Source organism: Desertivirga arenae (genome assembly GCF_017355785.1).
GTDB lineage: Bacteria > Bacteroidota > Bacteroidia > Sphingobacteriales > Sphingobacteriaceae > Desertivirga > Desertivirga arenae.
Window position 1 is genome coordinate 19,179 of sequence record NZ_JAFEWE010000006.1, and the last position, 22,228, is coordinate 41,406.

Sequence of the window (22,228 nt, forward strand, 5' to 3'; positions counted from 1 at the left end):
AAGAATTAAAATTTTTATAAGCTTTATTAAAATTTTATTATTGTATTGAGTTTAGGCAAAAACCTTATTACATGAAAAAGACATTGATTTTGGGCCTATTAGCCCTATCTTGCTTTCACCTTAAAGCACAAGAAGATTTCCAGTTTGGTAAACCTACATCAACAGAGTTCGAGTTAAAAAAGTATGGTCAGGATACCAGCGCGAATGCTGTGGTCCTAAGAGAATTTGGTACGGCTTATATCAGCAGTAGCAACTCCAATCTTATTTTTAATTATCATGTTCGCCTGAAGATCTTCAATAGCAAGGCTTTCGACAAAGGACAAATAGCGGTAATGATACGAAATCAGGGCGGCGACGCCTTTGAGACGATGAGAGACATAAAAGGCGTAACGTTCTATCCAGATGAAAACGGGTTGATGCGCCAGAGCGATCTTGATCCTAAGCAGATATTTAAGCAGACAAAAGCTACTAAATTCAGCGACCAGGTAAAATTTGCCCTGCCAAATATCCGCCCAGGAAGTATCATTGAGTACTCTTACCAAATTGAATCTCCCTTTATACACAACTTTCGTACCTGGGAGTTTCAGGAGGATATCCCTAAGATCTATTCAGAGTTCTCTCCAAGAATTCCCGGCAACTACAATTATAATGTGTCGCTTCGCGGACCATTCAAGCTAAGCAAAAATAAGGGGGAGGTTGAAAAAGAATGTTATTCTCCGGGGGGAGGATTCAAGGTAGATTGCTCTAAAATGATCTATGCCATGGAAAATATTCCCGCATTTAAGGAGGAAGCCTACATGACAGCCGCAAGCAATTTTAAGGCAGCAATGTATTACGAGCTCTCAGATTACACCGATTTCCATGGTGTTAAAACAAATTACACTAAGGAGTGGAAGGATATTGATCACGAGCTTAAAACGCACGAATGGTTTGGCCTGCAACTGAAAAAGAAAGATTTCTTCAAGGACCGACTTCCAGCTACGACGCTTACAGCATCAGATCCCCTTGAAAAAGCTAAGGGTATATATCATTTTATGCAAACCTGGTTTCGCTGGAATGGTATCAGAGGAAAATACACAGACGAGGGCCTGAAGAAAGCATTTGAGGGACATGCAGGAAACGTGGGAGACATTAATCTTTCTTTGGTTGCTGCTATGAATTCTGCAGGCCTGGATGCTGAAGCTGTAATGCTGTCTACCCGGGATAATGGTCTGATAAATAATTTATTTCCTGTAGTGAGCGATTTTGACTACGTAGTTTGCAAGGTGAATATTGGGGATACTTATTACTTACTTGACGCCACCGATCAGCTTCTGCCCTTTGGCTTATTGCCTTTACGGTGCATTAACGACAGAGGAAGGGTAATGTCATTAAATAAAGCGTCATACTGGATCGATTTAAAAGCATCTCAAAAACAAAGTAAAACCGTAAGCCTGAAACTAGATATTAATGAGAATGGCAAGGCTGCAGGGACTTTTTCTGTCTATTCTGCTGGTTATGAGGCCTACGATAAGCGTAGGATGATCAAAAAATATAACTCTATTGATGACTACGTGGAGAACCTTGACGAAAGCCTTCAGAAGATTAAGATATTGAAACACGATATTCAGAACCTTGACACGGTTGATCAGTCCTTATCGGAGAAATATGAAATTGAGATAGACATTGCTGACAAAGTTTCTAAAGATCGCTTAATTCTAAATCCTTATTTTCTGGAGAGGCTCTCCGAAAACCCTCTTAAGCTGGAAGAACGAAACTACCCTATTGATCTTGGAGCCGCTTCTGAGACCAGGATCATCGTCGAAATTAACTATCCAGCAAATTTCGAAATCACAAATAAACCTTCAAATATTGGTTTAGCCTTGCCAAATAGTGGCGGTAAATTTATTTCAAATACGGCTGTAGAAGCTAATACTCTAACCTTTATGAACCACAAGTTGTTAACTAAAGCGATTTATAGTCCCGAGGAATATCCTTACCTGAAGGAGTTGTATAATAAGATTATTCAATCACAACAAGTGGACCTGATATTCAAGAAGAAATAATGAATATAAAAATAATATTTCTGAGCCTTATACTTCTTGGATCAAAGGCTTTTGCACAAACGAATTATGCTGTTAGCTCTATACCGAAAAATCTACTGATTAAAGCTGGTGCAGTGGTAAGAGCGTACGACGAAGAAATCAGGGTGAATGATTTGACCGATGTAGTATACCACACGAAATTTGCGGTTACTATACTGAATGAGTCGGGCCGTAGCGAGGGAAGGATGAGATTTTATTATGACAAGATAAGTCAGATAAAGTCCATTAAGGGTTCGATATACAACGAGTTTGGATTACCGGTTGGAAAGTTTGGAGAGAAGAACTTTCAGGATCAGAGCATCTCAGATTATTCGCTTTACCTTGATGATAGAGTGAAACATTACAACCCCGCAGTTACCACCTACCCCTACACCATTGAATATGAGGTGGAGATCAAGACTAAACAAAGCCTTTTCTTCCCTAGCTGGGTACCTGTTAATTCAACAGCTGTATCCCTGGAAAAAAGCAGTCTGAAATTCATTTGCCCCATCGATTTCAAACTGCGTTTTAAAGAGTATTGCTTTTCAGGAAAGCATAGCGAGACCACTGAAGGCAACACTAAAATGCTAAGCTGGGAGATAAATAATATAGCTGCATTAAGGGACGAACCTTACAGCCCGGACTACGATAAATTCCTCCCAATGGTTAAGCTAGCTCCAGAGAATTTTGCCTATAAAGGAATCAAGGGAAGCTTTAGTAATTGGGCTGAGTATGGAAGATGGATGAGCGAAACCTTACTTAAAGGAAGAGATGTATTAACAGAGCAAACCCGGCAGGAAATTCTGGAATTGATTAAAAATGCTGTAACGCCCAAAGAAAAAGCAAAACTGGTCTATCAATACATGCAGAAGAAAACCCGCTATATCAGCGTTCAAATAGGAATTGGAGGATATCAGCCCTTTCCAGCTGCAGAGGTAGACCGGTTAGGCTATGGTGATTGCAAAGGCCTTGTAAATTATACCAAGGCTCTGTTGAATGTAGCAGGGATAGAATCCTATTACTGCGTTGTTTATGCGGGCTCGTTCAGACGAAACATCGAAGATTCATTTACCAGTTTAAATCAGGGAAACCACGTTATCCTGTGTTTGCCATTTAAAAGCGACACAACCTGGTTGGAGTGTACAAGTCAGCATTCTCCATTTGGTTTTCTTGGTGATTTTACTGATGACCGGGTGGTACTTGCCTGCACTCCGGAAGGTGGGAAACTAATGCGGACACCTAAGATGGAAACAAAAGAAAATGCTCAGATAAGAACGGCTGAACTTACTATTTCTGCTCAGGGAGCGGTAACGGGAAAATTAACCACCCAATTCTCAGGGGCCCAGTACGACAATCATGACGAGTTATTGAATGAACCCTACGAAGAACAGGTAAAAAAAATCGGAGATCTGTATCCCAAGTTAACCTTTCAGACCACACAACTCCAATATAAAAAGCTAGAAGACCCTAAACCATCGACCATTGAAAATCTTTCCTTTATATCTAATGATTATTGTTCTTTAGTAGATGGCAAGCTCCTTTTGCCTATTAATAAGTTGAATGTTTTTGACCGCGTACCAAAGGAGGTGCGGAACCGCCTAAATGCGGTGTATATTAACCGAAGCTGGTACGATGAAGATCTTATTACTTTTAATTTGCCAGAAAACTACAATACAACTTTTCCTGCCGAAAAAAGAATAGTAGACAAGGCTTTTGGCAAATACACCTGCGACATATCGTACTCTGGAAATAAAATAATTTATAAGCGCACCTTGCAATTAAATGATGGGACCTATCCCGCAGAACAATATGCAGACCTTGTAAATTTTTTCCAGGAGATCCACGAGTTGGATACCGGAATTATCACCTTGGTAAGAAGGTAATGAACATTCGGACGCGGAGGTTTATTCCACGTCCGAATGTTTCTTAGTATAAGCCCTAAATGCCTTACTAACAGTTTCCTCCAACTGAGATATGTTAAAAGGCTTTTGAAGGATAAAATCTGCCCCGGCCTCTTTTGCCAGCTCGTCGATATCACTATTTGCTGTAAAATAGATAACAGGGATCTGCTTATAATCAGGGTCATTTTTTATCTGTTGTGTGGCTACAATGCCTCCCTCATCCGGAATTTTATTATCCATAAAAATAACGGAAGGGTTTATTGATGCAACCTTCTCTATTATATTATTGCAATCAGGTAGAGTATAAACCTCCCAATCTGCATCAGTTAGTACCAATGCAACTATTTCTGAGATAGTTATATCGTCGTCGCATACCAAAACGCGTTTCATGTTCTTTGTTCGTGTAAAATTTAAACGTATTAATACTCAAGTGGTTTTTAACTACATCTGAAATAACCCTTTGATTTTTCAACATCAAACCCGTTATAAACACACCCCACCTACTATCATCTGAATATTATCAAATATTAAGCCCAATTTTCCCAGAAATATCTTTTTCGATTTTAGGCTTTTCAATTAAACAAAACATTAAGCGAATATTGTTATAAATTCGCGGCACACATAAAAAGTAAGCAGGGCCATTACAGCGTAACAAAAACTATGTATTCAATTTCTCAACTTCAAGATCTGATTAACAAACAAATTGCTGAAAAAGAATATCCAGTGTCTCCTTCAGAACTTTATGAACCCATAAGGTACATAATGTCATTAGGAGGGAAACGGCTAAGACCGGCACTATTACTCATGGCCTGCAACCTGTTTGACGGCAGTGTGTTAAAAGCGCTTGACCCTGCAGTTGCAATTGAAGCATTTCACAACTTCACCTTAATGCACGATGACATTATGGATAAAGCCCCGTTAAGGCGAGGAAAACCTACCGTCCATGCCAAGTGGAATGATAGCATCGCAATTCTTTCTGGTGATGTTATGCTTGTTAAAGCATATGAGCTTTTAATGAGCGTGGACGATCGTATTTTACGGGAAGTGTTGAGAATTTTTAATCAAACCGCAACGGGAGTATGTGAAGGGCAGCAGATAGACATGAATTTCGAAGGATTAGACGGCGTAACTATTGCCGAATACCTTGAAATGATCCGTCTAAAAACCGCCGTATTACTAGCCGGAAGCTTAAAAATAGGTGCCCTGATTGGAAATGCGGCTAAGGAACAGGCTGAACTTTTGTATGATTTCGGAGAAAATTTGGGACTAGCCTTTCAACTTCAGGACGACATACTGGATGTTTATGGAGATCCTCATAAGTTCGGTAAACAAGTGGGTGGCGATATTATTTCTAATAAGAAGACTTTCCTTCTGATCAAGGCTCTCGAATTAGCAGAAAACTTGGAAGAAGAGCAGTTGAATTATTGGTTGAACGCTGAAGAATTTGACGCACAAACCAAGGTAAGAGCTGTAACCGATATCTATAATCAGTTGGGCGTGCGCCAACTTGCCGAGGAACAAATGAATGATTTTGCTGAAAAAGCACTTTCGGCTTTAGCTAAAGTAAATGCAAGCAGCGAGAAGAAAGATCTGCTTAAAACATTTGCGGAAGAATTACTGGTTAGAGAAAATTAGAACGCCTTATTTTTTATCTTCCTCTAATTCCTGTAACGCTATTTGAAGAGCGGTAGCAGAAATCTGAATTTCGCGAAAGCAACAGGCAAGCGCCATTAGAAGCAAGATCAGGCTTATGCTAAAGCTGATCTTGGCAGCCAGAAGCCAGTTAGCAAACAAGCACAACATGCAGGTGGAACAAAACAGCAGGCAGCATACGCCAGCAGCCTGCATGCTTCTGATTAGAAATATACGCTTTTTTAAGTTTTCCATTTCCTTTAGTAACCCAGGCTGCTGCTGCTGCTGAAACTTATTTTTCAATGCTCTGACCAGGCTTCCTAAGTGGATTAGCTTAGCGGTGTAAGCCAAAAGAATTAGAGAGGTTGCAGGAAATAGAATTGCAGGAGTGGTGACTGAAAAGTCCATTCTAGTTTTGCTTTAATTTCGACTCCTTCATCAGTTCTTCCAAATCACTTAACTCAATCTCCAACGCCTTCACTGATATTTGAATCTCCCTAAGAGAGATAAAAAGTGAGATCATTAAAAGAAGTAAACTGGCGCCAAAGCTATACTTCGCTATTAGTTGTTCCCCATTATATAGCAGCCACATGGTTAATACACACATAAAAAAGCTAAGAATAGCGCAGGCCTGCATGTTCCGTATTTGAAGGATCCTGGTACGCAGATTTGAAATTTGACCCAGAAGGTTTGGATTTAGACTTTCCTGGTACTGAGTCTTCAAATTCCTGACCAATCCTGCGAGGGCAAGAAATCTATTGGTGTAGGCAAGTAGCAGAAGAGAAATAGCAGGAAAAAGAAGAGCCGGCGTAGTAAGAGTAATTTCCATTTTATTGCAGAAAAAAAGCGCTTAAATGTACATCTTCTCACGCATTTAATAACCGAAGTAAACTTAGGAGCTTCAACATTTATTACGCTTTAATGATCTAAACATTCAGTTCTGCTAAACAATATTCTTTATTTTAGTAACGATTAAAAAATATGTCCGAGTCATCCATTCATTCAGCCAAGATAGTAGCATCAGCAGTTGCTTCACATTTCGAAAATCACTTCGCTGCAATTGCAGGTAAAGAGAGTGATGCATTTTTGCAGCAGCCTGATATCAAAACTATCGAAGCTATTATCAATGCAGGCTTTTGGTCTAGCCTTCGGAGGGAAGAAGGACGCTCTCCCAAAATATCTCTTGCATTCTTACCTCCGGGTGAGTGTGAAAATCCATTATTGTTTGGGAGAAAGCTGCCGTTGAGTCCAAAAATCCTTACGAAGATTGCTCCGGGTGTAGAAAGAAGCGGGATCCACCTGGGTGTATGGAGAGATTCTGAGGAGCTATATCTTTGGGGCACAACTAAGTCGGTACCGCCGTTTTGCTTCATCTTAGAGGTGGTAGAACCGGGCCTGTTAGTAGTGAAACACAGGCGGACACAAGGCTTCGGTAAATTTGTTAACGTAGCAATCCTGGATGGAGATCAGGTGAAGATCGTACTGGATGAAACATCAACCATACCCGATTGCCCCGACTTGCTCACCAATATGATGGGTCTAAATTCTACATCATCCTGGAATACATCCATTAATGTTCTGGTGCAAATGGCTGCTTCGATGAGAGCTCATGGACGCGGTGGTGCATTGCTTGTTGTACCTAAAGATACAGACGAATGGAAAAGATCAATTGTTCAACCCATTACTTATCCTGTAGCTCCCTCCTTTAACGGACTCGCCCAGTTACTTCAGCAAAGCAAACAAGAAAAGCAGGATGTATCCTGGCAAACTGCATTAAACAGGGAAGTTGATTATATTACCGGTCTATCTGCAGTAGATGGTGCCACTATTATTACCCAGGACTGTGAGTTGCTTGCCTTTGGAGCTAAAATTCACCGGGCATCAGGAAGTGAACAAGTGGAGAAAATTATCCTTACAGAACCCGTAGTTGGCAATAAGGCATTGGTGGTGCATCCTTCTCTAACAGGGGGAACAAGGCATCTTTCTGCAGCCCAATTTGTACACGACCAAAAAGGTTCGCTGGCTCTCGTTGCTTCCCAGGATGGACGCTTTACCATCTTTGCATGGTCACCATGTGAGGGAATGGTTCATGCCCATCGCGTGGATTCCTTACTTCTTTAGGTTCTGAAAGAAGTTTCAACAATTAGCATTATGACTTGTTAGAGCTTCAGGACTTATAACTTAAAACATGTTAGATAACCTGAATTACAGCAGTCGACTTGAACAATTGGAAGGTGAAGCCCTTTCAACGGTTGATTTTCCTATTGATATACGTAACCGCAACGTCAGGAACGCAAACGGTGAAGTAATTGGCAAGATAAGCGATCTCTTATACGATGTACAGTCGAAGAAAGTAAGGTATGTGATCCTCGATATTGGCTTAAATAGTGGGAATGCCAGGCAAATATTGGCACCGATCGGAGTAATTGTTGTAGACAATCCAGAATATATTGAAATTTCGTCTTTAAGCTCCTCCTTCATTGAGCATCTGCCCGATTACATGAAAGGCCAGGTAAATCCAGGAGTAGAAAATATGGTGCGACTAGCGTACCTTGAAGAACAAAAAGAAGAAGAAAGTACGCCTATAACAGGCCACCCTGAGACTATTGACCCGGAGAGTTTCTATAGTAACAAACTCTTTAGCACTACTCACTTGTTTAATTTTGTAGGATCTGCAGAGACGGTAAAAAAGGTGCAAGCGGTGTTTGATGACGGACTTGAGGCTGAGTCGGCAATAACTGAACTTCTGGCGGCGGGGTTTAATGCAGATGATGTGGAACTTTCTTCTACCGCTGCTGCAACCAACACTGGCGCAGATGAAATTGAAACACCAAGTGTAGCAAACGGAGGTTCCCTTATTAGTATCCGAATTAACAATTCTAATGAAGCGCTGAGAGCTTCAGAGATATTGAACAAGAACGGCTCTGTGTCTATCTTCGAACAAGAGGAAAAGTCTGAAGGATAGGGTACCGAAGGGACCAAGTTATACCCAAGTCCGAGACTGGTTCAGGGCAGGTTCGGAAAGGCTTCGAAGTTTTCCGAAGAAGGTACCCCCTTTTTCCGAACAATCCCCGAAGAAAGTACCCATCCTTCCGCAAATAGCCGCAAATAGCCGCAAAAGTCCGCAATCACGTTCAGGTTTCTTTCTTTGAACCTTAACTAGTGGATCTGTAGGCATGAAGCGGATTTCCAGGATGGAAAAACAGGTGAGGTTATTTCTTGAAAGCAAAGCGGTGTAATGACCTATCAGGAATACCTTAATTTAAACCAAAGCATCGTCTACCTGCTGAACTACTCCCAAAATCCTTTTCAGCTTCTCTTCCTCAAACTCTGGTTGAATCAGAATTTTGTACTCTTTACTTTCGGAATTCCTCTCAATCTGACAACTCATACGTCGAATTTCGGTAGCTGTATACGGTTCAGCAGTTAAAAAATCTTCAGCTAGTCCCAATTTAGCAAGAAAATCATTCTTACTTACAGATATATCTTCGTCTCCATTAAATAACTTATTAAGCTGAGCGGACGGAATAAATCGTTCGTTTTCGGTGTAGTACTCCCATTGAGCAACACCTGCAAGATCAAAAACCTGTTTAAATCTTTCAATCTTGCCCAACAGTGTTTGGTTATACTCTTTAGCATGCTCATATAAGACTAGAATTTCCTGATTCTGACGGGAATTATCTTGCTTCGCTTCGTATAACTTGTAAATGGTCTTGACCTTTAAAAGTAGAAGATCGGTATCAACCGGTTTGGTGATATAATCAACAGCTCCCTGATTATATCCTTTAATGATCATATTGATATCGGTATAATTAGCAGACAAAAATACAACAGCAGTATCTTTGGCTTTTTTGAATCCCCTGATATTTTCTGCTACTTCAAAACCGTCAATGCCTGGCATCTGGACATCCAATAAGATAAGGACATATTGCTTTGAAAGGATCTTTCTTAATGCCTCTTCTCCTGAAAAAGCAGTGTCTACCTGGAATCCGTGAAATTCCAATACTTTTTGTAATGAATATACATTTTCAGGTACATCATCAACAATTAAAATCATAGGCTACCTATTTAGTGATTTGGTTCCTGGAATAGTTTAATTTAATAATAACTCTACAACTTACGAAATCTTGTGAAAAAGGAATACAGAAATTATTATTTTTTCCTCGCCGAAAAATTCACCTTGAGTTAACAAGCCTGATTAATGTTTGTTTGAGTTTTAGCAACAATTACAAAATCCCTTATCTGGAGTCATAATTCAAGTGATTTTAGAAAGGGGTTAAACAGCAGTTGCCAGCGTTTTGCCAGCTTGTAAAAGCTCTGCAGTTATACTTCGGGTATAGGCCTTTATTTCTTCTTTGAATTCTTCGACAGAAGCCCCTGATCTTATTTCCTCCAATCGTTTTTCCCATTGTCCTGTCAATTCAGCCTGGGCAATTTTCTTCTCTTTCACCACTTCGTAAACAGCAAGACCCTTATTGGTAGGTACCAGGTTCTTTTTTTCGCGTATTACGTACTCACGGGTTATAAGGGTTTCAATAATTGAGGCACGGGTTGCTGGTGTACCTAACCCGCTATCCTTCATTGCGTAGCGCAATTCTTCATCCTCTATTTCTTTACCAGCTGTTTCAAGGGCCTTTAAAAGGGTAGCTTCATTGTAGAGTGGCTTGGGTTTCGTTTGTTTTTCAACCAGAGCTTTATTCTCCACGGGAAGATGTTCTCCTGCTACTACTTTCGGTAAAGATGCATTCTCTTCATCTTTTTTCTCATCATCAGGTTCATTATAAACAGATCTCCATCCGGCGGATTTAATAACTGTTCCGGAGGCTGTAAACTTAGATCCTGATTCTACTGTAATTTTAGTAAGATCTTTCAAACATTCTTTATGGAAGGCCTCCAGCATGCGACCGACAACCATTTCGTAAACGGCTTTTAAGTCTTCCCGCAAGTAACCCGGATTTTCACCTGTAGGAAGGATTGCATGATGATCGGTTACCTTTTTGGCATTAACACTTCTTTTATTTAAGGTTGTGCCCAGCAGAAACTGAGCCTGCTTACCAAAGTCGGGATGATTCGTTTGTTTTTCGATCAAAGAAGGAATAGTGGCGAAAATGTCATCTCCAATATAGCGACTTCCTGTACGGGGATAAGTAACGAGCTTGCTCTCGTATAAGTTCTGAAGGAGGCCAAGCGTCTGATCAGCAGTGTACCCCTTCTTCTTATTCGCTTCCTGCTGAATACTGCTCAGATCATGCAACAGCGGAGGGGGCTCTTTTTTAGACTTTGCCTCTACATTCAGAATATGTCCGCCTGCAGCATGTCCGGAAGCAACGTCCAGCACCTTGTTAAAAACCTCCTGCGCCTGTTCCTTATCCTTAAAGTTCTGAATGGAAACGGCTTTAAAAGTCTGTCCCTCCTTATTAAGCATAATTGCAACCTGATAATACGTTTGAGGCACAAAGTTCTTAGTCTCCAAATAACGGGAGCAGATCATAGCGAGTGTTGGGGTCTGGACACGACCAAGTGATAACACTGATTTATTCCCGGCAGAGATGCTTAAGGCCTGAGTAGCATTCATCCCCACCAACCAATCAGAAACCGAACGGCAATGGGCTGAGCTAAACAAAGTATCGTATTCTGTGCCCGGTTTAAGGTTTCTGAATCCATCCTTTATCGCCGCATCTGTTTGAGAAGATATCCAAAGACGTTTGAAGGGTTTTTTACACTTAAGATAATGATATATATATCGGAAGATTAATTCACCCTCCCTCCCGGCATCCGTTGCTACTATAATTTCTTCGGCTTCTTCAAATAGCTTATTAATAATATCGAGCTGCTTTTTCACAGACGGATCGTCCACTATGCCGTCTTTTGTCTTCACCTTCCGTATGGAAAGCTTAAATCGTTCAGGCAGCATGGGAAGATTTTGAACGCGCCAACCGTAATAGCCATATTCCTGAGGAGGAGCTAATTGAAGCAGGTGACCAAAAGCCCAGGTAAAAGAATAATTTTTTCCTTCTATATATCCGTCCTTTTTCCCAGTTGCGCCAAAAACCTTTGCAAGTTCGCGGGCTACGGAGGGCTTTTCTGCTATCACTACCTTCATCTATGCTTTAGCTTTTGTGTTTATTATAATAGAGCCTGCAAAGGTGTAACTTTTATCTCATTTGCGGGAGAGGTGTTGAAAGTTTGAGACTTGTGATCTCTATCACTTTCTAGCTTAACTCACATCATTCCTTAAGGTGTCATTTATCGGAATATTTGTATCGTTATGATTACGGAGGCTACTCTTAAAGATACCAAGTGCTACCATTGCGGGGCTGAGATAAAACAAACGACTTACACGTTTGACGAAAAGGCATTTTGTTGCGCAGGATGCGAGAGTGTATACCAGGTCCTTTCTGCAGGAAACCTTTGTGACTACTATGCCTATAATAGTACACCGGGACAGACGCAGAAAATCAATGAGCAACAGTATGCTTTTCTGGAAGAAGAGTTTATTATCAAAGACCTTATTGATTATCGCGACAATACGATCACGAAAATAACTTTTTACATCCCCTCTATTCATTGCAGTTCCTGCATCTGGTTGCTGGAACATTTATATAAACTGAATCAGGGAATCCTTCATTCAAGGATAGACTTTCTGAAAAAACAGGTTGCGGTGACCTTTAAGCATGAAGAGGTAAGTTTAAAACAGGTAGTAGAATTAATGGTCTCTGTTGGCTATGAGCCACTGATTAGCTTGCAGGATGTAGTAAAGGAGAAACACAGTTCTGTTAACAGGGATCTCATAAAAAGGATCGCGGTTGCCGGATTATGTATGGGAAATGTTATGTTATTCAGCTTTCCGGAATATTTCGGGCTTTCGGCATTTGAATATCAATACAAAACACTGTTTGGATATTTGAACCTTGCTTTCGCAGTTCCTGCAACCCTTTATTGCAGCAGGGAGTTTTTCGAATCAGCCTGGAGTGGTTTGAAAAACAAGTTAATTAACCTGGATGCACCATTAGCCTTAATAATCGCGGTGCTTTTTATCCGCACGGTATTTGAAGTCCTTACTCAAACCGGAGCTGGTTTCTCTGATACATTGACTGGCTTAATCTTCTTGCTGTTGATGGGCCGCTGGGTTAAGCAAAGGAGTTATTATCACTTATCCTTTGAGCGCGACTATCGTTCATACTTTCCGGTAGCGGTCAGTGTATTAAAGAACGGGAGTGAAAAAGTTCAGGCAGTTGCAGAACTTAATGTGAATGACAGGATGCTTATCCACAATAATGAAATAACGCCGGCAGATGCTATCCTGATGAAAACAGAGGCATTTTTTGATTTTAGTTTCGTTACAGGAGAATCAGAGCCCGTTAAAAAAGTGGCTGGAGAAGTTGTGTACGCCGGTGGACGTTTGATCGGTGCTGCTGCAGAACTTGAAGTGATCAAGCCCGTTTCTCAAAGTTATCTTACCAGTTTATGGAATAATGAGACCTTCTCTAAGAAGACTATCGAAGAGAATTTTAATGATACTATAGCTAAGTATTTTAGCCTGGTAAGTTTCGTAATTGCCTTTGCAGCTGCTGGTTATTGGCTCTATGCTAATGATAGCAGCAAAGCTTGGGCAGCATTTACGGCAGTACTAATAGTGGCCTGTCCCTGTGTACTTTCCTTAAGCACTCCATTTACTCTTTCTGCATTATTAGGTGTTTTTGACAAGAATAAATTCTATTTGAAAAACACTGATGTAGTTGAGAAACTTGCTAAAGTAGACACAACCGTTTTCGATAAGACCGGAACCATTACAGGGACAAGTGGTATTAGCCTTACGGGAGAGTTAAACGAACTGGATAAAGTATATGTTGCTTCGGTTGCTCACAATTCTCTGCATCCGTTAAGTCGGGAGATCGTTAAATTTTTAAATCCCAACACTTTTCTGGAAGTGAGGAACTTTGAAGAGAAACCAGGTAACGGTGTTGCAGGATTTGTTAACAATACAGAGATCCGCCTCGGAAGCCATGCCTTTGTGAATACTTCCGGTGATTACTCTGTTGATTCATCCGTAGTTTATGTAGAGATAGACGGGACTTATAAAGGGTATTTTACTGTTGGTCAGCAATGGAGAGAGGGATTATATGGGCTGTTTTATGGATTAAGAAAGCTCACCGATCTCCACTTGCTTTCTGGAGATACAGATCAGGACAAACACACATTGTATCATATTTTTCCTTCTCCAGACCAAATGCTCTTTCAGCAATCACCTCATGAGAAGCTGGAGTACATAAAAGATCTTCAAAGTCAAAACAAGCATGTAATGATGTTAGGCGATGGATTGAACGATGCAGGAGCACTGAAGCAAAGTGATCTGGGAATAGCTGTAACAGATAATATTAACAATTTCAGTCCGGCTTGTGATGCAATTATAAAGGGAGAATCAATGGTGAAGCTTCCAAAATTTATCAGACTTGCTAAGAAAGCTATGTTGACTATAAAGCTGAGTTTTGTAATCTCAGCCTCTTATAATCTTATCGGAGTATACTTCGCAATTCAGGGTACGCTTTCTCCACTTACAGCAGCTGTGCTTATGCCTTTAAGTACCATTACGATCATCACTTTTACTAGTGTATGCACACGGTATTTCTCTAAACAGTTGAAATTAAGAAAGGCTTAGCAGGTAATTTAAAATTTAAAGAAATGGGTATAATATATTTTCTGATAGGTTGTAGTATTGTGATTGCCCTGATTTTTTTAACCGCTTTTTTCTGGGCAATGCGAACAGGACAAAACGACGACATGCACACTCCGGCAATGCGCATTTTATTCGACGATGATGCCCCAAAAGGCTCAGAAGATTCAAAATAAGCATGCGGGTAATAGAATGATTAAGACACTTGATTGATGGTTAGTTAGAGGTAACAATAAGAGGAAGCCCCCATGGCACCTCTTACTCGTTGCCCAAATTAAATCAGCTTTCGAATAAAGAATACTCCACTTAGAATTTGGCAGTAAGACAATGCTGAAGATTGTAAGGTTAGGAACCAATACTTGATTGATGGTTAGTTAGAGGTAACAGAGAGGCTGTTCTCCCATAGATAAGCCCTCTGCTCTGTTACCCAATCAAAATCCAAACTTAAACATTTAGAATTTCCAAAAAAACTTCTTGTCATTGGCAATACAATTACACACATTTTCAGCGACGAAACTCTTCAACCAACCTGGATAGAAACACAAATCATTATGAGCCAATAAATTAAATAAAAAAACAAGATTTTATAAACCTTTATCTACTACTACTTTAGCTATTCCTATATGGCAAGAAAAAGAAAAAAGTGATGAATGTCACTGTTCTTAGCCACGCAAATCATTCGCTATCATGACCGTTGAAGGTACTTTTGGAAGAGGAAATACTTCAATTATGCAGCTCGAAAAATTCAACTACGACAACAAGACAGTAAGGAATTTCGGCATTGCTACCATTATCTGGGGCATTGTCGGGATGACGGTTGGCTTACTGGTTGCCATGCAATTATTCAAACCGGCCATGAACCTGGGGAACCAGTACACCACCTTCGGACGTATCCGTCCTTTGCACACCAATGCTGTGATTTTTGCATTTGTTGGTAATGCCATTTTCATGGGTGTTTACTATTCTCTTCAACGCTTACTCAAAGCAAGGATGTTCAGCGATACCCTAAGTAAGATTCACTTCTGGGGATGGCAGTTGATCATTGTTGCTGCAGCAATCACACTTCCATTAGGTCTTACCACGTCTCACGAATATGCCGAATTGGAGTGGCCAATAGACATTGCCATCACATTGATCTGGGTAGTGTTTGGTATCAATATGTTCGGTACCATCATAAAAAGGCGTGAGCAGCATATGTATGTTGCTATCTGGTTTTACATTGCAACCTTCGTTACTGTTGCAGTATTACACATCGTGAATTCGTTCGAGCTTCCGATTTCAGCCTTTAAAAGCTACTATTTATTTGCAGGGGTTCAGGATGCACTGGTTCAGTGGTGGTACGGACACAATGCGGTTGCATTCTTCCTCACTACGCCTTATTTGGGAATGATGTACTACTTCCTTCCTAAAATGGCTAACCGCCCGGTGTACTCCTATAAACTGAGTATACTACACTTCTGGTCCCTGATATTCATTTACATCTGGGCTGGTCCACACCACTTGTTGTACACATCTTTACCTGGATGGGCACAATCATTAGGAGTTGTATTTTCTATAATGCTTATTGCACCTAGCTGGGGAGGTATGATCAATGGTCTTCTTACTCTTCGTGGTGCCTGGGATAAGGTGCGGGATGATGCTATTTTAAAATTGATGGTTGTTGGTCTTACCTGTTATGGTATGGCAACATTTGAAGGACCGATGTTATCTTTCAAACAGATCAACGCGATTGCTCACTTTACCGACTGGATCGTGGCTCACGTTCACGTAGGAGCTTTAGGATGGAATGGATTTTTAACTTTCGCCATCTTATATTGGTTGGTTCCAAGAATCTATCAAACTCAGATCTTCTCTAAAAAATTAATCAATACTCACTTTTGGTTAGGAACCTTTGGTATTATCTTCTATGCCGTTCCTATGTACTGGTCTGGATTTACACAAGGCCTAATGCTGAAAGAGTTTACTCCTGAAGGCATGTTAAAACATCCAGGTTTCCTTGAGACAACATTGCAGATTATCCCAATGCATGTCTTTAGAGCAATAGGAGGAGCTTTCTACCTTGCTGGTGTTATCTTAATGGCATATAACCTGACAAAAACGATGGTGCTTGGAAAACTTCTTGCTGATGAACCAGCTGAAGCGATGCCACTACCGGCTGAGTTTGTGCCTCATAAATCAGAAAAAACATGGCACAGGGTTTTAGAACGCCGTCCGATGCAGTTCATGGTGCTTTCCCTGATCGTGATCCTGATAGGCGGAATGATCGAAATGATGCCTACATTCCTTGTATCATCTAACGTTCCAACTATAGCAAGTGTAAAACCGTACTCTCCTCTGGAGTTACAGGGAAGGGATATCTATATCCGTGAGGGCTGTGTTAACTGTCACTCACAAATGGTACGCCCATTCAGATCAGAAACAGAGCGCTATGGCGAATATAGTAAGGCGGGTGAGTTTGTGTATGACCATCCATTCTTGTGGGGATCTAAACGCACCGGACCAGACCTTCACCGTGAAGGAGGAAAGTATTCCAACGCGTGGCATTTTAATCACCTTCTTGACCCTACAACAATGTCTCCGGGAAGTATTATGCCACAATACCCATGGTTAATCGAACAGCAGTTGGATACAACTAATACAGCAGACAAGATCAATGCGATGCGTTCATTAGGTGTTCCATACGACGAAGGCTTTGAACAGAAAGCAAATAAAAAGCTGGCTGAACAAGCAAAAATGATCTCTGATAATCTTGCAGCAGATAATATCAAGGTAAGTAGTGACAGAGAAATTGTAGCAATTATTGCATACCTGCAGCGCCTTGGAGTAGATATTAAAGCAGACGCTGCAGCCACAGCGAGTAACTAACGGTCAAAACATTAAAATACAACAACAATGTTCAAACAATTTATAGACAAAGTAGGCGGTAGCGAAGTCTATCTGATCTCTTCCCTTTGGATATTCCTGATATTCTTCATCCTGGTTGCAGTAATGCTATTTAAGATGAAAAAAGACCATATAGAATATATGAGTGAGCTCCCTTTAAATGATACGGAGGAAGAACAATGAGAAGAGCTATTTATACCCTTGGCCTCCTTGCTTTAAGCACAGCTGTTTTCTCTCAAGAGCAGGCAGCGGCAGCTGATTCAGTGATCGTTCAGCCCTCAACTCCGGGCTTTCTTGGAACGGGCAGTGTTGCACTCGATTTTCTTTGCGTAGCCATAGCATTACTGGTCCTTATATTATTACTAGTAGCACTGGTTCTGTTAAACACATTCAAGAAGCTTTCGAAGGAGCTTGCTAATCCAACTCCGGTTAACAACGAGCCGGAAAAGATGCTTGAGTATTATGAATGGGAGGCCTTACAAAAGAGCAAGCCAGGTATCTGGAGTAAGATCCTCGGATTAAAACCGCTCGAAGAAGAGAAAGATATCCTCCTTGAACATGAGTTCGACGGAATTTCAGAATTAGACAATCCTACCCCAGCCTGGTTCATGTGGCTATTCTATGCCACGATTGCTATTGGTGCAGGATACCTCTTCACCTATCATTTTTCCGGATGGGGTAAACTTCAGGAAGAAGAATATGTGATAGAAATGGATGAAGCTAAAGCAGCAAAAGATGCTCTGCTGAAAGGCTCTGCCAATAATATAGACGAGAATAGTGTTAAGGAAACAACTGATAAGGCTGCTCTTTCTTCGGGGGCAGTGGTATATAGTGCAAACTGTATCGCATGTCATGGAGACAAGGCGCAGGGTGTAGTAGGACCTAATTTAACTGATGAATACTGGCTCCACGGGGGAACAATTAACAGCGTATTTAAGACTATTAAATATGGAGTTCCAGACAAGGGAATGGTTTCATGGGGTAAATCTTTAAGTCCGAAACAAATCTCCGATGTAGCAAATTACATCAAGTCGTTAAAAGGATCGAATCCAGCTAACCCGAAAGCTCCACAGGGAGAAAAAGAGGGTTAAAATCCCCCCCGGGTGGGGGGAATATACAAAATCTGAAACACAGAAAAACAAGAACGCTAATAGTGAAAAATTCCCTTTCAGGGAGTTCGGGGGACGATATGGAAGTAACATTCAGAGATAGAACATCAACCGTTACTGAAGATGGAAAAAATAGGCGATGGATCTATCCAAAGATCATTAAAGGCGCGTTCTATAGATACCGCACCTGGTTTAGCTATGTATTATTAACCCTTTTATTTACAGGGCCTTTTATTAAGCTTAACGGGGAGCAATTGATCCTTCTGAATATTATTGAAAGGAAGTTCGTATTCTTTGGAGTCGTTTTCCTACCTCAGGACTTTTACATCTTTGTTCTTGCCAGTCTTACATTCCTTGTATTTGTTTTGCTTTTTACATTGGTATTTGGGCGGGTCTGGTGTGGCTGGGCCTGCCCTCAAACCATCTTCATGGAGATGCTCTTTCGTAAGATCGAGATCCTGATTGAAGGAGATGCTTCAAAGCAAAAAAAGTTGAATGCCTCGCCGCTAACTGGAGAGAAGCTATTCAAAAAAAGCTTGAAACACGGAATTTTCATCATCCTCTCTTTTCTTATTGCCAACATCTTCCTCGGCTATATTATTGGCTCTGCTGAAGTAATAAAGATCATTAAAGAGCCAATTAACCAGCATGTTGTTGGATTTATCTCAATAGTAATTTTCACCGCAGTTTTCTACCTGGTATTTTCGAAATTAAGAGAATTGGTGTGTGTGGTGATCTGTCCATATGGAAGACTGCAGGGAGTATTACTGGATAGTAAAAGTCTAGTTGTAGCATACGATTATATAAGAGGAGAACCAAGAGGAAAAAGAAAAAGGAACAATCCTACCCCGGAAAAAGGCGATTGTGTTGATTGTGATCTTTGTATACAGGTTTGCCCTACTGGAATTGACATCCGAAATGGGACTCAACTGGAGTGCATTAATTGCACCGCTTGTATAGATGCCTGTAATTCGGTTATGCGAAAACTGAACCTTGCAGAAGACTTAATCGGGTTCAAATCAGAGGAAAACATAAAAAGCCGTCAAAAATTCAAATTTGGTAAAAGAATTTATGGTTATGCAGCGATCCTCCTGGTGATGATGACAGCTACGACAACTTTAATTGTTCGCCGGACTGATATAGAAACCACTGTTTTAAGGGCAGGTGGAACATTGTATCAGGAAAGAGATAATGGAACTGTAAGTAATCTTTACAACGCAGAACTGACAAATAAGACGTCGGGTGCCCTGAGGTTCTCTATTGAAGCTGATGAACGGAATTGTGAGATCCAGGTGATCAACAAGGAGAACAAAATTAATAAGGGAGAAAGTGTTAAAGTAACCTTCTTCGTTATTAAACCGAAAAAAGGAATAAAAGAATATAAGTCAACAGTTTCGCTTAAAGTTATATCCGGTGGAAAAGTGCTGGATAAAGTTGAAACTACATTTATTGCACCACCAAATAGTTAAGCTTATGAACTGGGGAAAGAAAATAGTATTCGTGATGTTTTTGTTTATGTCGTTCATTGTATTTTTAAGTGCAAGGATGGTACTAAGTGATAACGATGAGCTGATCGACAAGAACTATTATGAGGAGGGCCTTAATTATGACAAAGAATATAATGCTCATAAGGCTGCATTGAAAGACTCTGTGATTCCTGAACTGGACATCCAGACAGATGGAATACATGTTTCCTTTCCTTGCGATGTAGAATACAAGATTAATAGTAAATGCCTTGCCAATGCGGGTAGAGACCATATCTATAAAGGATCAACTGTTAATAAAGCGCTATTGATACCTTCAGCTCAATTAAGAAAAGGCGAATGGGTGTTGAATTTCGAGTACACAGCTGCCGGAAAAGTATATCAGGTTAAAAAAGAGATTATAATGCCATGAGTTACCAGGCGCTAGCATTCTTTACCGGACTATTTGGAAGTCTGCACTGTGTAGCCATGTGCGGCCCTCTGGTAATGGCTATTCCTTTTCAGGGACTGTCTATATTCTCGGTATTGTTTCAGCGTATTTCATACCAAGCGGGTAGAATTCTTGTTTACACGATCATTGGATTGTTAGCAGGAGTGGTTGGTAAGCAATTCGACCTGTTGGGATGGCAAAAAGGGTTAAGCGTATTTTCCGGTCTGATCTTGATCCTGCTTGCCCTTCCGTATTTCTTGCCGCAGAGATTTCGCCATAAAACTCAGTTTAAAGTGAAGTTCAGTCAGCCCCTGGCACTGCTATTTAGCAAGGTTTTGACGAAACCTTACGGCGGAGTAATTGCGGGAGCATTAAACGGACTGCTTCCATGCGGGATGGTCTACATGGCATTAGCAGCCTCCTTGAATACAGGTTCTGCCGAACAGGGGGCAAGTTTTATGTTTTTCTTTGGACTTGGAACTACTCCGCTTATGCTTTTAACCGCGCTTGCTCCTATCCTTTTTAAAAAGAGAATTAAATTTAGTGCAGTAACCCCTTTTCTTTTCCTTATAATCGGTTCATGGTTGGTGATCAGGGGAAGCAATTTTAATGTACCATTTATCCATGAACAGCAAACACCAGGGGTTAGTAGTTGCAAATAGCTTGATTTCTTTATCTCACTGCATTATCCGTTTGCATTAAATTCTTTCTAATAACTCCTTTACCAAATTTGGCACACCCACGCTTGCCTTTTCTGCGATTGCACGAAGATTAGGAAGATAAAGATCAGGAACCTTCGGATCTATCAAAATTTTTTCTGCATCCTTACTTACAAAATCAGATAAACCTGCTGCCGGATAAACATTTAGGGAAGTCCCTACTATGATGAATATATCTGCGCCGGCACAAATTTTAGCAGCTGGTTCTATCATGGGTACCGCTTCTCCAAACCATACAACATGAGGGCGCAACTGTGAACCTAAAGCACAGGTCTCCCCCATCTTCAATTCCCAGCCATCAATATCATAAAGCAGGTTAGGATTTTTAGACGACTGAGCTTTGGTGATAATCCCGTGAAGATGAACTACATTACCAGATCCAGCTCTCTCATGAAGGTTGTCTACATTTTGAGTGATGATAGTAACCTTATATTTTTCTTCAAGCTTAGCCAGTGCATAGTGAGCAGGATTAGGACTTGCTTCCAGCACTGACTTTCGGCGCATATTATAAAACTCCTGAACCATCTCTGGATTTGCCTGCCACGCCTCAGGAGTAGCTACGTCATATACATTGTAACCCTCCCAAAGTCCGTCTGCATCCCGAAAGGTCTGGAGGCCACTTTCTGCAGAAATTCCCGCTCCTGTTAACACCACAATATTATTCTTCATGATCTTATTAACATAGTCTTATAACAAATGTACAAAAGGAATTTAGTATAGATTGTTCATCCCTATGTAATCTCAATTCAAAATCACTAACATCTCGTATCTAATATCTATTTTTGCCGCCGTTTGGAGTTTTTCCTTTCTCTTATTATTCATTCATGAGTGACAGATTTAAAAGAATATTTCTTGGTCTAAGTATCGTAGTTCCTTTCCTTATTTATTCCCTTTATTATTATGGGATGATGGTTAAAAATGCTCCCTATAAGTTTTCAGAGTTTAAAGAGTTAACCTTTAAATATGGCCTGGGTGATAGTTTAGCAAACAGCTATAATTCAAAAACCATGGAGTACCAATATCTTAATGAGAGCGATTCTATAGTTAAGAAAAAAGTTAAATTAACAAAAGACGATTTACTTTATCTGCATCGGAAGGCGGCAGATCTTGGTTTTTGGAACTTCCCGGAGAAGATGGAAGGAAGCTCAGAGGGGACCGGAACAGTTCAACCGCATTACTATCTCGAATTCAAATACGAGAGAAAAACTAAACACATTGATTTTGATGTTGACTTTGCAGGTAAACCTAAACTTAAAGATGCAGTGAGACAGTTAATTGAAGTGGTCGACGAACGGATAAAAACCGCAGAAAGCAGGTAATTACTTTCACAAAG

The 22,228-nt window shown here is 40.6% G+C and carries 20 protein-coding genes; 14 read left to right on the plus strand and 6 right to left on the minus strand.

All coding sequences use genetic code 11. The annotated features are described in order from the left end of the window. Positions 1-71 precede the first annotated feature (71 nt). Both J4N24_RS13575 and J4N24_RS13580 read left to right on the plus strand, forming a co-directional pair. Complete coding sequence (locus J4N24_RS13575; RefSeq protein ID WP_207534241.1) at positions 72-2,045, plus strand: DUF3858 domain-containing protein; 1,974 nt, start codon at positions 72-74, stop codon at positions 2,043-2,045. Beyond that, positions 2,045-3,946, plus strand: coding sequence for a DUF3858 domain-containing protein (locus J4N24_RS13580; protein WP_207534242.1), 1,902 nt, complete (start codon positions 2,045-2,047; stop codon positions 3,944-3,946). The genes J4N24_RS13575 and J4N24_RS13580 overlap by 1 nt, the downstream gene beginning before the upstream one ends. Positions 3,947-3,967: 21 nt before the next feature. Here the strand turns inward: J4N24_RS13580 and J4N24_RS13585 are convergent, their stop codons facing one another. Beyond that, positions 3,968-4,354, minus strand: coding sequence for a response regulator (locus J4N24_RS13585; protein WP_207534243.1), 387 nt, complete (start codon positions 4,352-4,354; stop codon positions 3,968-3,970). A gap of 270 nt (positions 4,355-4,624) precedes the next feature. Between J4N24_RS13585 and J4N24_RS13590 the strand changes: the two genes are divergently transcribed. Continuing rightward, positions 4,625-5,599, plus strand: a complete 975-nt coding sequence (locus J4N24_RS13590) for a polyprenyl synthetase family protein (RefSeq protein WP_207534244.1) — start codon at positions 4,625-4,627, stop codon at positions 5,597-5,599. 6 nt (positions 5,600-5,605) lie between these two features. Here the strand turns inward: J4N24_RS13590 and J4N24_RS13595 are convergent, their stop codons facing one another. After that, entirely contained in the window at positions 5,606-6,004 is a 399-nt protein-coding gene (locus tag J4N24_RS13595) for a DUF2721 domain-containing protein (protein WP_207534245.1), read from the minus strand. A gap of 1 nt (position 6,005) precedes the next feature. Further along, positions 6,006-6,425, minus strand: a complete 420-nt coding sequence (locus J4N24_RS13600; RefSeq protein WP_207534246.1) for a DUF2721 domain-containing protein — start codon at positions 6,423-6,425, stop codon at positions 6,006-6,008. A 152-nt stretch (positions 6,426-6,577) separates the two neighbouring features. On the opposite strand from J4N24_RS13600, the gene J4N24_RS13605 reads away from it, so the two are divergent. Beyond that, positions 6,578-7,717, plus strand: coding sequence for a putative sensor domain DACNV-containing protein (locus tag J4N24_RS13605; protein WP_207534247.1), 1,140 nt, complete (start codon positions 6,578-6,580; stop codon positions 7,715-7,717). Positions 7,718-7,784: 67 nt separating this feature from the next. Further along, the gene (locus J4N24_RS13610; protein WP_207534248.1) at positions 7,785-8,561 is read left to right on the plus strand and encodes a PRC-barrel domain-containing protein; all 777 of its coding nucleotides are present in this window, start codon (positions 7,785-7,787) and stop codon (positions 8,559-8,561) included. Positions 8,562-8,858: 297 nt separating this feature from the next. Here J4N24_RS13610 and J4N24_RS25885 read toward each other — a convergent pair whose 3' ends face one another. Both J4N24_RS25885 and J4N24_RS13620 read right to left on the minus strand, forming a co-directional pair. After that, a complete protein-coding gene (locus tag J4N24_RS25885; protein WP_207534249.1) occupies positions 8,859-9,653 on the minus strand; it encodes a response regulator in 795 nt (264 codons plus the stop codon). A gap of 219 nt (positions 9,654-9,872) precedes the next feature. Then, entirely contained in the window at positions 9,873-11,699 is a 1,827-nt protein-coding gene (locus J4N24_RS13620) for a DNA topoisomerase 3 (protein ID WP_207534250.1), read from the minus strand. A 165-nt stretch (positions 11,700-11,864) separates the two neighbouring features. On the opposite strand from J4N24_RS13620, the gene J4N24_RS13625 reads away from it, so the two are divergent. The 8 genes from J4N24_RS13625 to J4N24_RS13660 all read left to right on the plus strand — a co-directional run bounded on the left by J4N24_RS13625 (position 11,865) and on the right by J4N24_RS13660 (position 20,838). Next, positions 11,865-14,255 carry a heavy metal translocating P-type ATPase gene (locus J4N24_RS13625; RefSeq protein WP_207534251.1) on the plus strand — a complete coding sequence of 797 codons (2,391 nt, stop codon included), beginning with the start codon at positions 11,865-11,867 and terminating at the stop codon, positions 14,253-14,255. Between the two features lie 23 nt (positions 14,256-14,278). Beyond that, positions 14,279-14,446: a cbb3-type cytochrome oxidase assembly protein CcoS gene (ccoS, locus tag J4N24_RS13630; RefSeq protein WP_207534252.1), complete on the plus strand. Its 168-nt coding sequence runs from the start codon at positions 14,279-14,281 to the stop codon at positions 14,444-14,446. Positions 14,447-14,999: 553 nt separating this feature from the next. Continuing rightward, a complete protein-coding gene (gene ccoN, locus J4N24_RS13635) occupies positions 15,000-17,135 on the plus strand; it encodes a cytochrome-c oxidase, cbb3-type subunit I (RefSeq protein ID WP_207534472.1) in 2,136 nt (711 codons plus the stop codon). A 27-nt stretch (positions 17,136-17,162) separates the two neighbouring features. Further along, on the plus strand, positions 17,163-17,336 hold the full coding sequence (locus tag J4N24_RS13640) for a hypothetical protein (RefSeq protein ID WP_207534253.1): 174 nt from the start codon (positions 17,163-17,165) through the stop codon (positions 17,334-17,336). Continuing rightward, on the plus strand, positions 17,333-18,244 hold the full coding sequence (locus J4N24_RS13645) for a cbb3-type cytochrome c oxidase N-terminal domain-containing protein (protein ID WP_207534254.1): 912 nt from the start codon (positions 17,333-17,335) through the stop codon (positions 18,242-18,244). The genes J4N24_RS13640 and J4N24_RS13645 overlap by 4 nt, the downstream gene beginning before the upstream one ends. Before the next feature lie 62 nt (positions 18,245-18,306). Continuing rightward, complete coding sequence (gene ccoG / locus J4N24_RS13650; protein ID WP_369806231.1) at positions 18,307-19,731, plus strand: cytochrome c oxidase accessory protein CcoG; 1,425 nt, start codon at positions 18,307-18,309, stop codon at positions 19,729-19,731. A gap of 4 nt (positions 19,732-19,735) precedes the next feature. Further along, positions 19,736-20,158: a FixH family protein gene (locus J4N24_RS13655; protein ID WP_207534255.1), complete on the plus strand. Its 423-nt coding sequence runs from the start codon at positions 19,736-19,738 to the stop codon at positions 20,156-20,158. Continuing rightward, positions 20,155-20,838 carry a sulfite exporter TauE/SafE family protein gene (locus J4N24_RS13660; RefSeq protein ID WP_207534256.1) on the plus strand — a complete coding sequence of 228 codons (684 nt, stop codon included), beginning with the start codon at positions 20,155-20,157 and terminating at the stop codon, positions 20,836-20,838. Before J4N24_RS13655 ends, J4N24_RS13660 begins: the two co-directional genes overlap by 4 nt. A gap of 36 nt (positions 20,839-20,874) precedes the next feature. Here J4N24_RS13660 and J4N24_RS13665 read toward each other — a convergent pair whose 3' ends face one another. Beyond that, positions 20,875-21,564: an SIR2 family NAD-dependent protein deacylase gene (locus tag J4N24_RS13665; RefSeq protein ID WP_207534257.1), complete on the minus strand. Its 690-nt coding sequence runs from the start codon at positions 21,562-21,564 to the stop codon at positions 20,875-20,877. A gap of 155 nt (positions 21,565-21,719) precedes the next feature. On the opposite strand from J4N24_RS13665, the gene J4N24_RS13670 reads away from it, so the two are divergent. After that, on the plus strand, positions 21,720-22,214 hold the full coding sequence (locus J4N24_RS13670) for a hypothetical protein (RefSeq protein WP_207534258.1): 495 nt from the start codon (positions 21,720-21,722) through the stop codon (positions 22,212-22,214). Positions 22,215-22,228: the final 14 nt, after the last annotated feature.

Bases quoted from the DNA above. Each gene is read 5' to 3' on its own strand.
- J4N24_RS13585 (WP_207534243.1), bottom strand. From the start codon at position 4,354: ATGAAACGCGTTTTGGTATGCGACGACGATATAACTATCTCAGAAATA.
- J4N24_RS13590 (WP_207534244.1), top strand. From the start codon at position 4,625: ATGTATTCAATTTCTCAACTTCAAGATCTGATTAACAAACAAATTGCT.
- J4N24_RS13575 (WP_207534241.1), top strand. From the start codon at position 72: ATGAAAAAGACATTGATTTTGGGCCTATTAGCCCTATCTTGCTTTCAC.
- ccoN (WP_207534472.1), top strand. From the start codon at position 15,000: ATGCAGCTCGAAAAATTCAACTACGACAACAAGACAGTAAGGAATTTC.
- J4N24_RS13605 (WP_207534247.1), top strand. From the start codon at position 6,578: ATGTCCGAGTCATCCATTCATTCAGCCAAGATAGTAGCATCAGCAGTT.
- ccoS (WP_207534252.1), top strand. From the start codon at position 14,279: ATGGGTATAATATATTTTCTGATAGGTTGTAGTATTGTGATTGCCCTG.
- J4N24_RS13660 (WP_207534256.1), top strand. From the start codon at position 20,155: ATGAGTTACCAGGCGCTAGCATTCTTTACCGGACTATTTGGAAGTCTG.
- J4N24_RS13620 (WP_207534250.1), bottom strand. From the start codon at position 11,699: ATGAAGGTAGTGATAGCAGAAAAGCCCTCCGTAGCCCGCGAACTTGCA.
- J4N24_RS13670 (WP_207534258.1), top strand. From the start codon at position 21,720: ATGAGTGACAGATTTAAAAGAATATTTCTTGGTCTAAGTATCGTAGTT.
- J4N24_RS13665 (WP_207534257.1), bottom strand. From the start codon at position 21,564: ATGAAGAATAATATTGTGGTGTTAACAGGAGCGGGAATTTCTGCAGAA.
- J4N24_RS13600 (WP_207534246.1), bottom strand. From the start codon at position 6,425: ATGGAAATTACTCTTACTACGCCGGCTCTTCTTTTTCCTGCTATTTCT.
- J4N24_RS13610 (WP_207534248.1), top strand. From the start codon at position 7,785: ATGTTAGATAACCTGAATTACAGCAGTCGACTTGAACAATTGGAAGGT.
- J4N24_RS13640 (WP_207534253.1), top strand. From the start codon at position 17,163: ATGTTCAAACAATTTATAGACAAAGTAGGCGGTAGCGAAGTCTATCTG.
- J4N24_RS13625 (WP_207534251.1), top strand. From the start codon at position 11,865: ATGATTACGGAGGCTACTCTTAAAGATACCAAGTGCTACCATTGCGGG.
- J4N24_RS13595 (WP_207534245.1), bottom strand. From the start codon at position 6,004: ATGGACTTTTCAGTCACCACTCCTGCAATTCTATTTCCTGCAACCTCT.
- J4N24_RS13580 (WP_207534242.1), top strand. From the start codon at position 2,045: ATGAATATAAAAATAATATTTCTGAGCCTTATACTTCTTGGATCAAAG.
- J4N24_RS25885 (WP_207534249.1), bottom strand. From the start codon at position 9,653: ATGATTTTAATTGTTGATGATGTACCTGAAAATGTATATTCATTACAA.
- J4N24_RS13645 (WP_207534254.1), top strand. From the start codon at position 17,333: ATGAGAAGAGCTATTTATACCCTTGGCCTCCTTGCTTTAAGCACAGCT.
- J4N24_RS13655 (WP_207534255.1), top strand. From the start codon at position 19,736: ATGAACTGGGGAAAGAAAATAGTATTCGTGATGTTTTTGTTTATGTCG.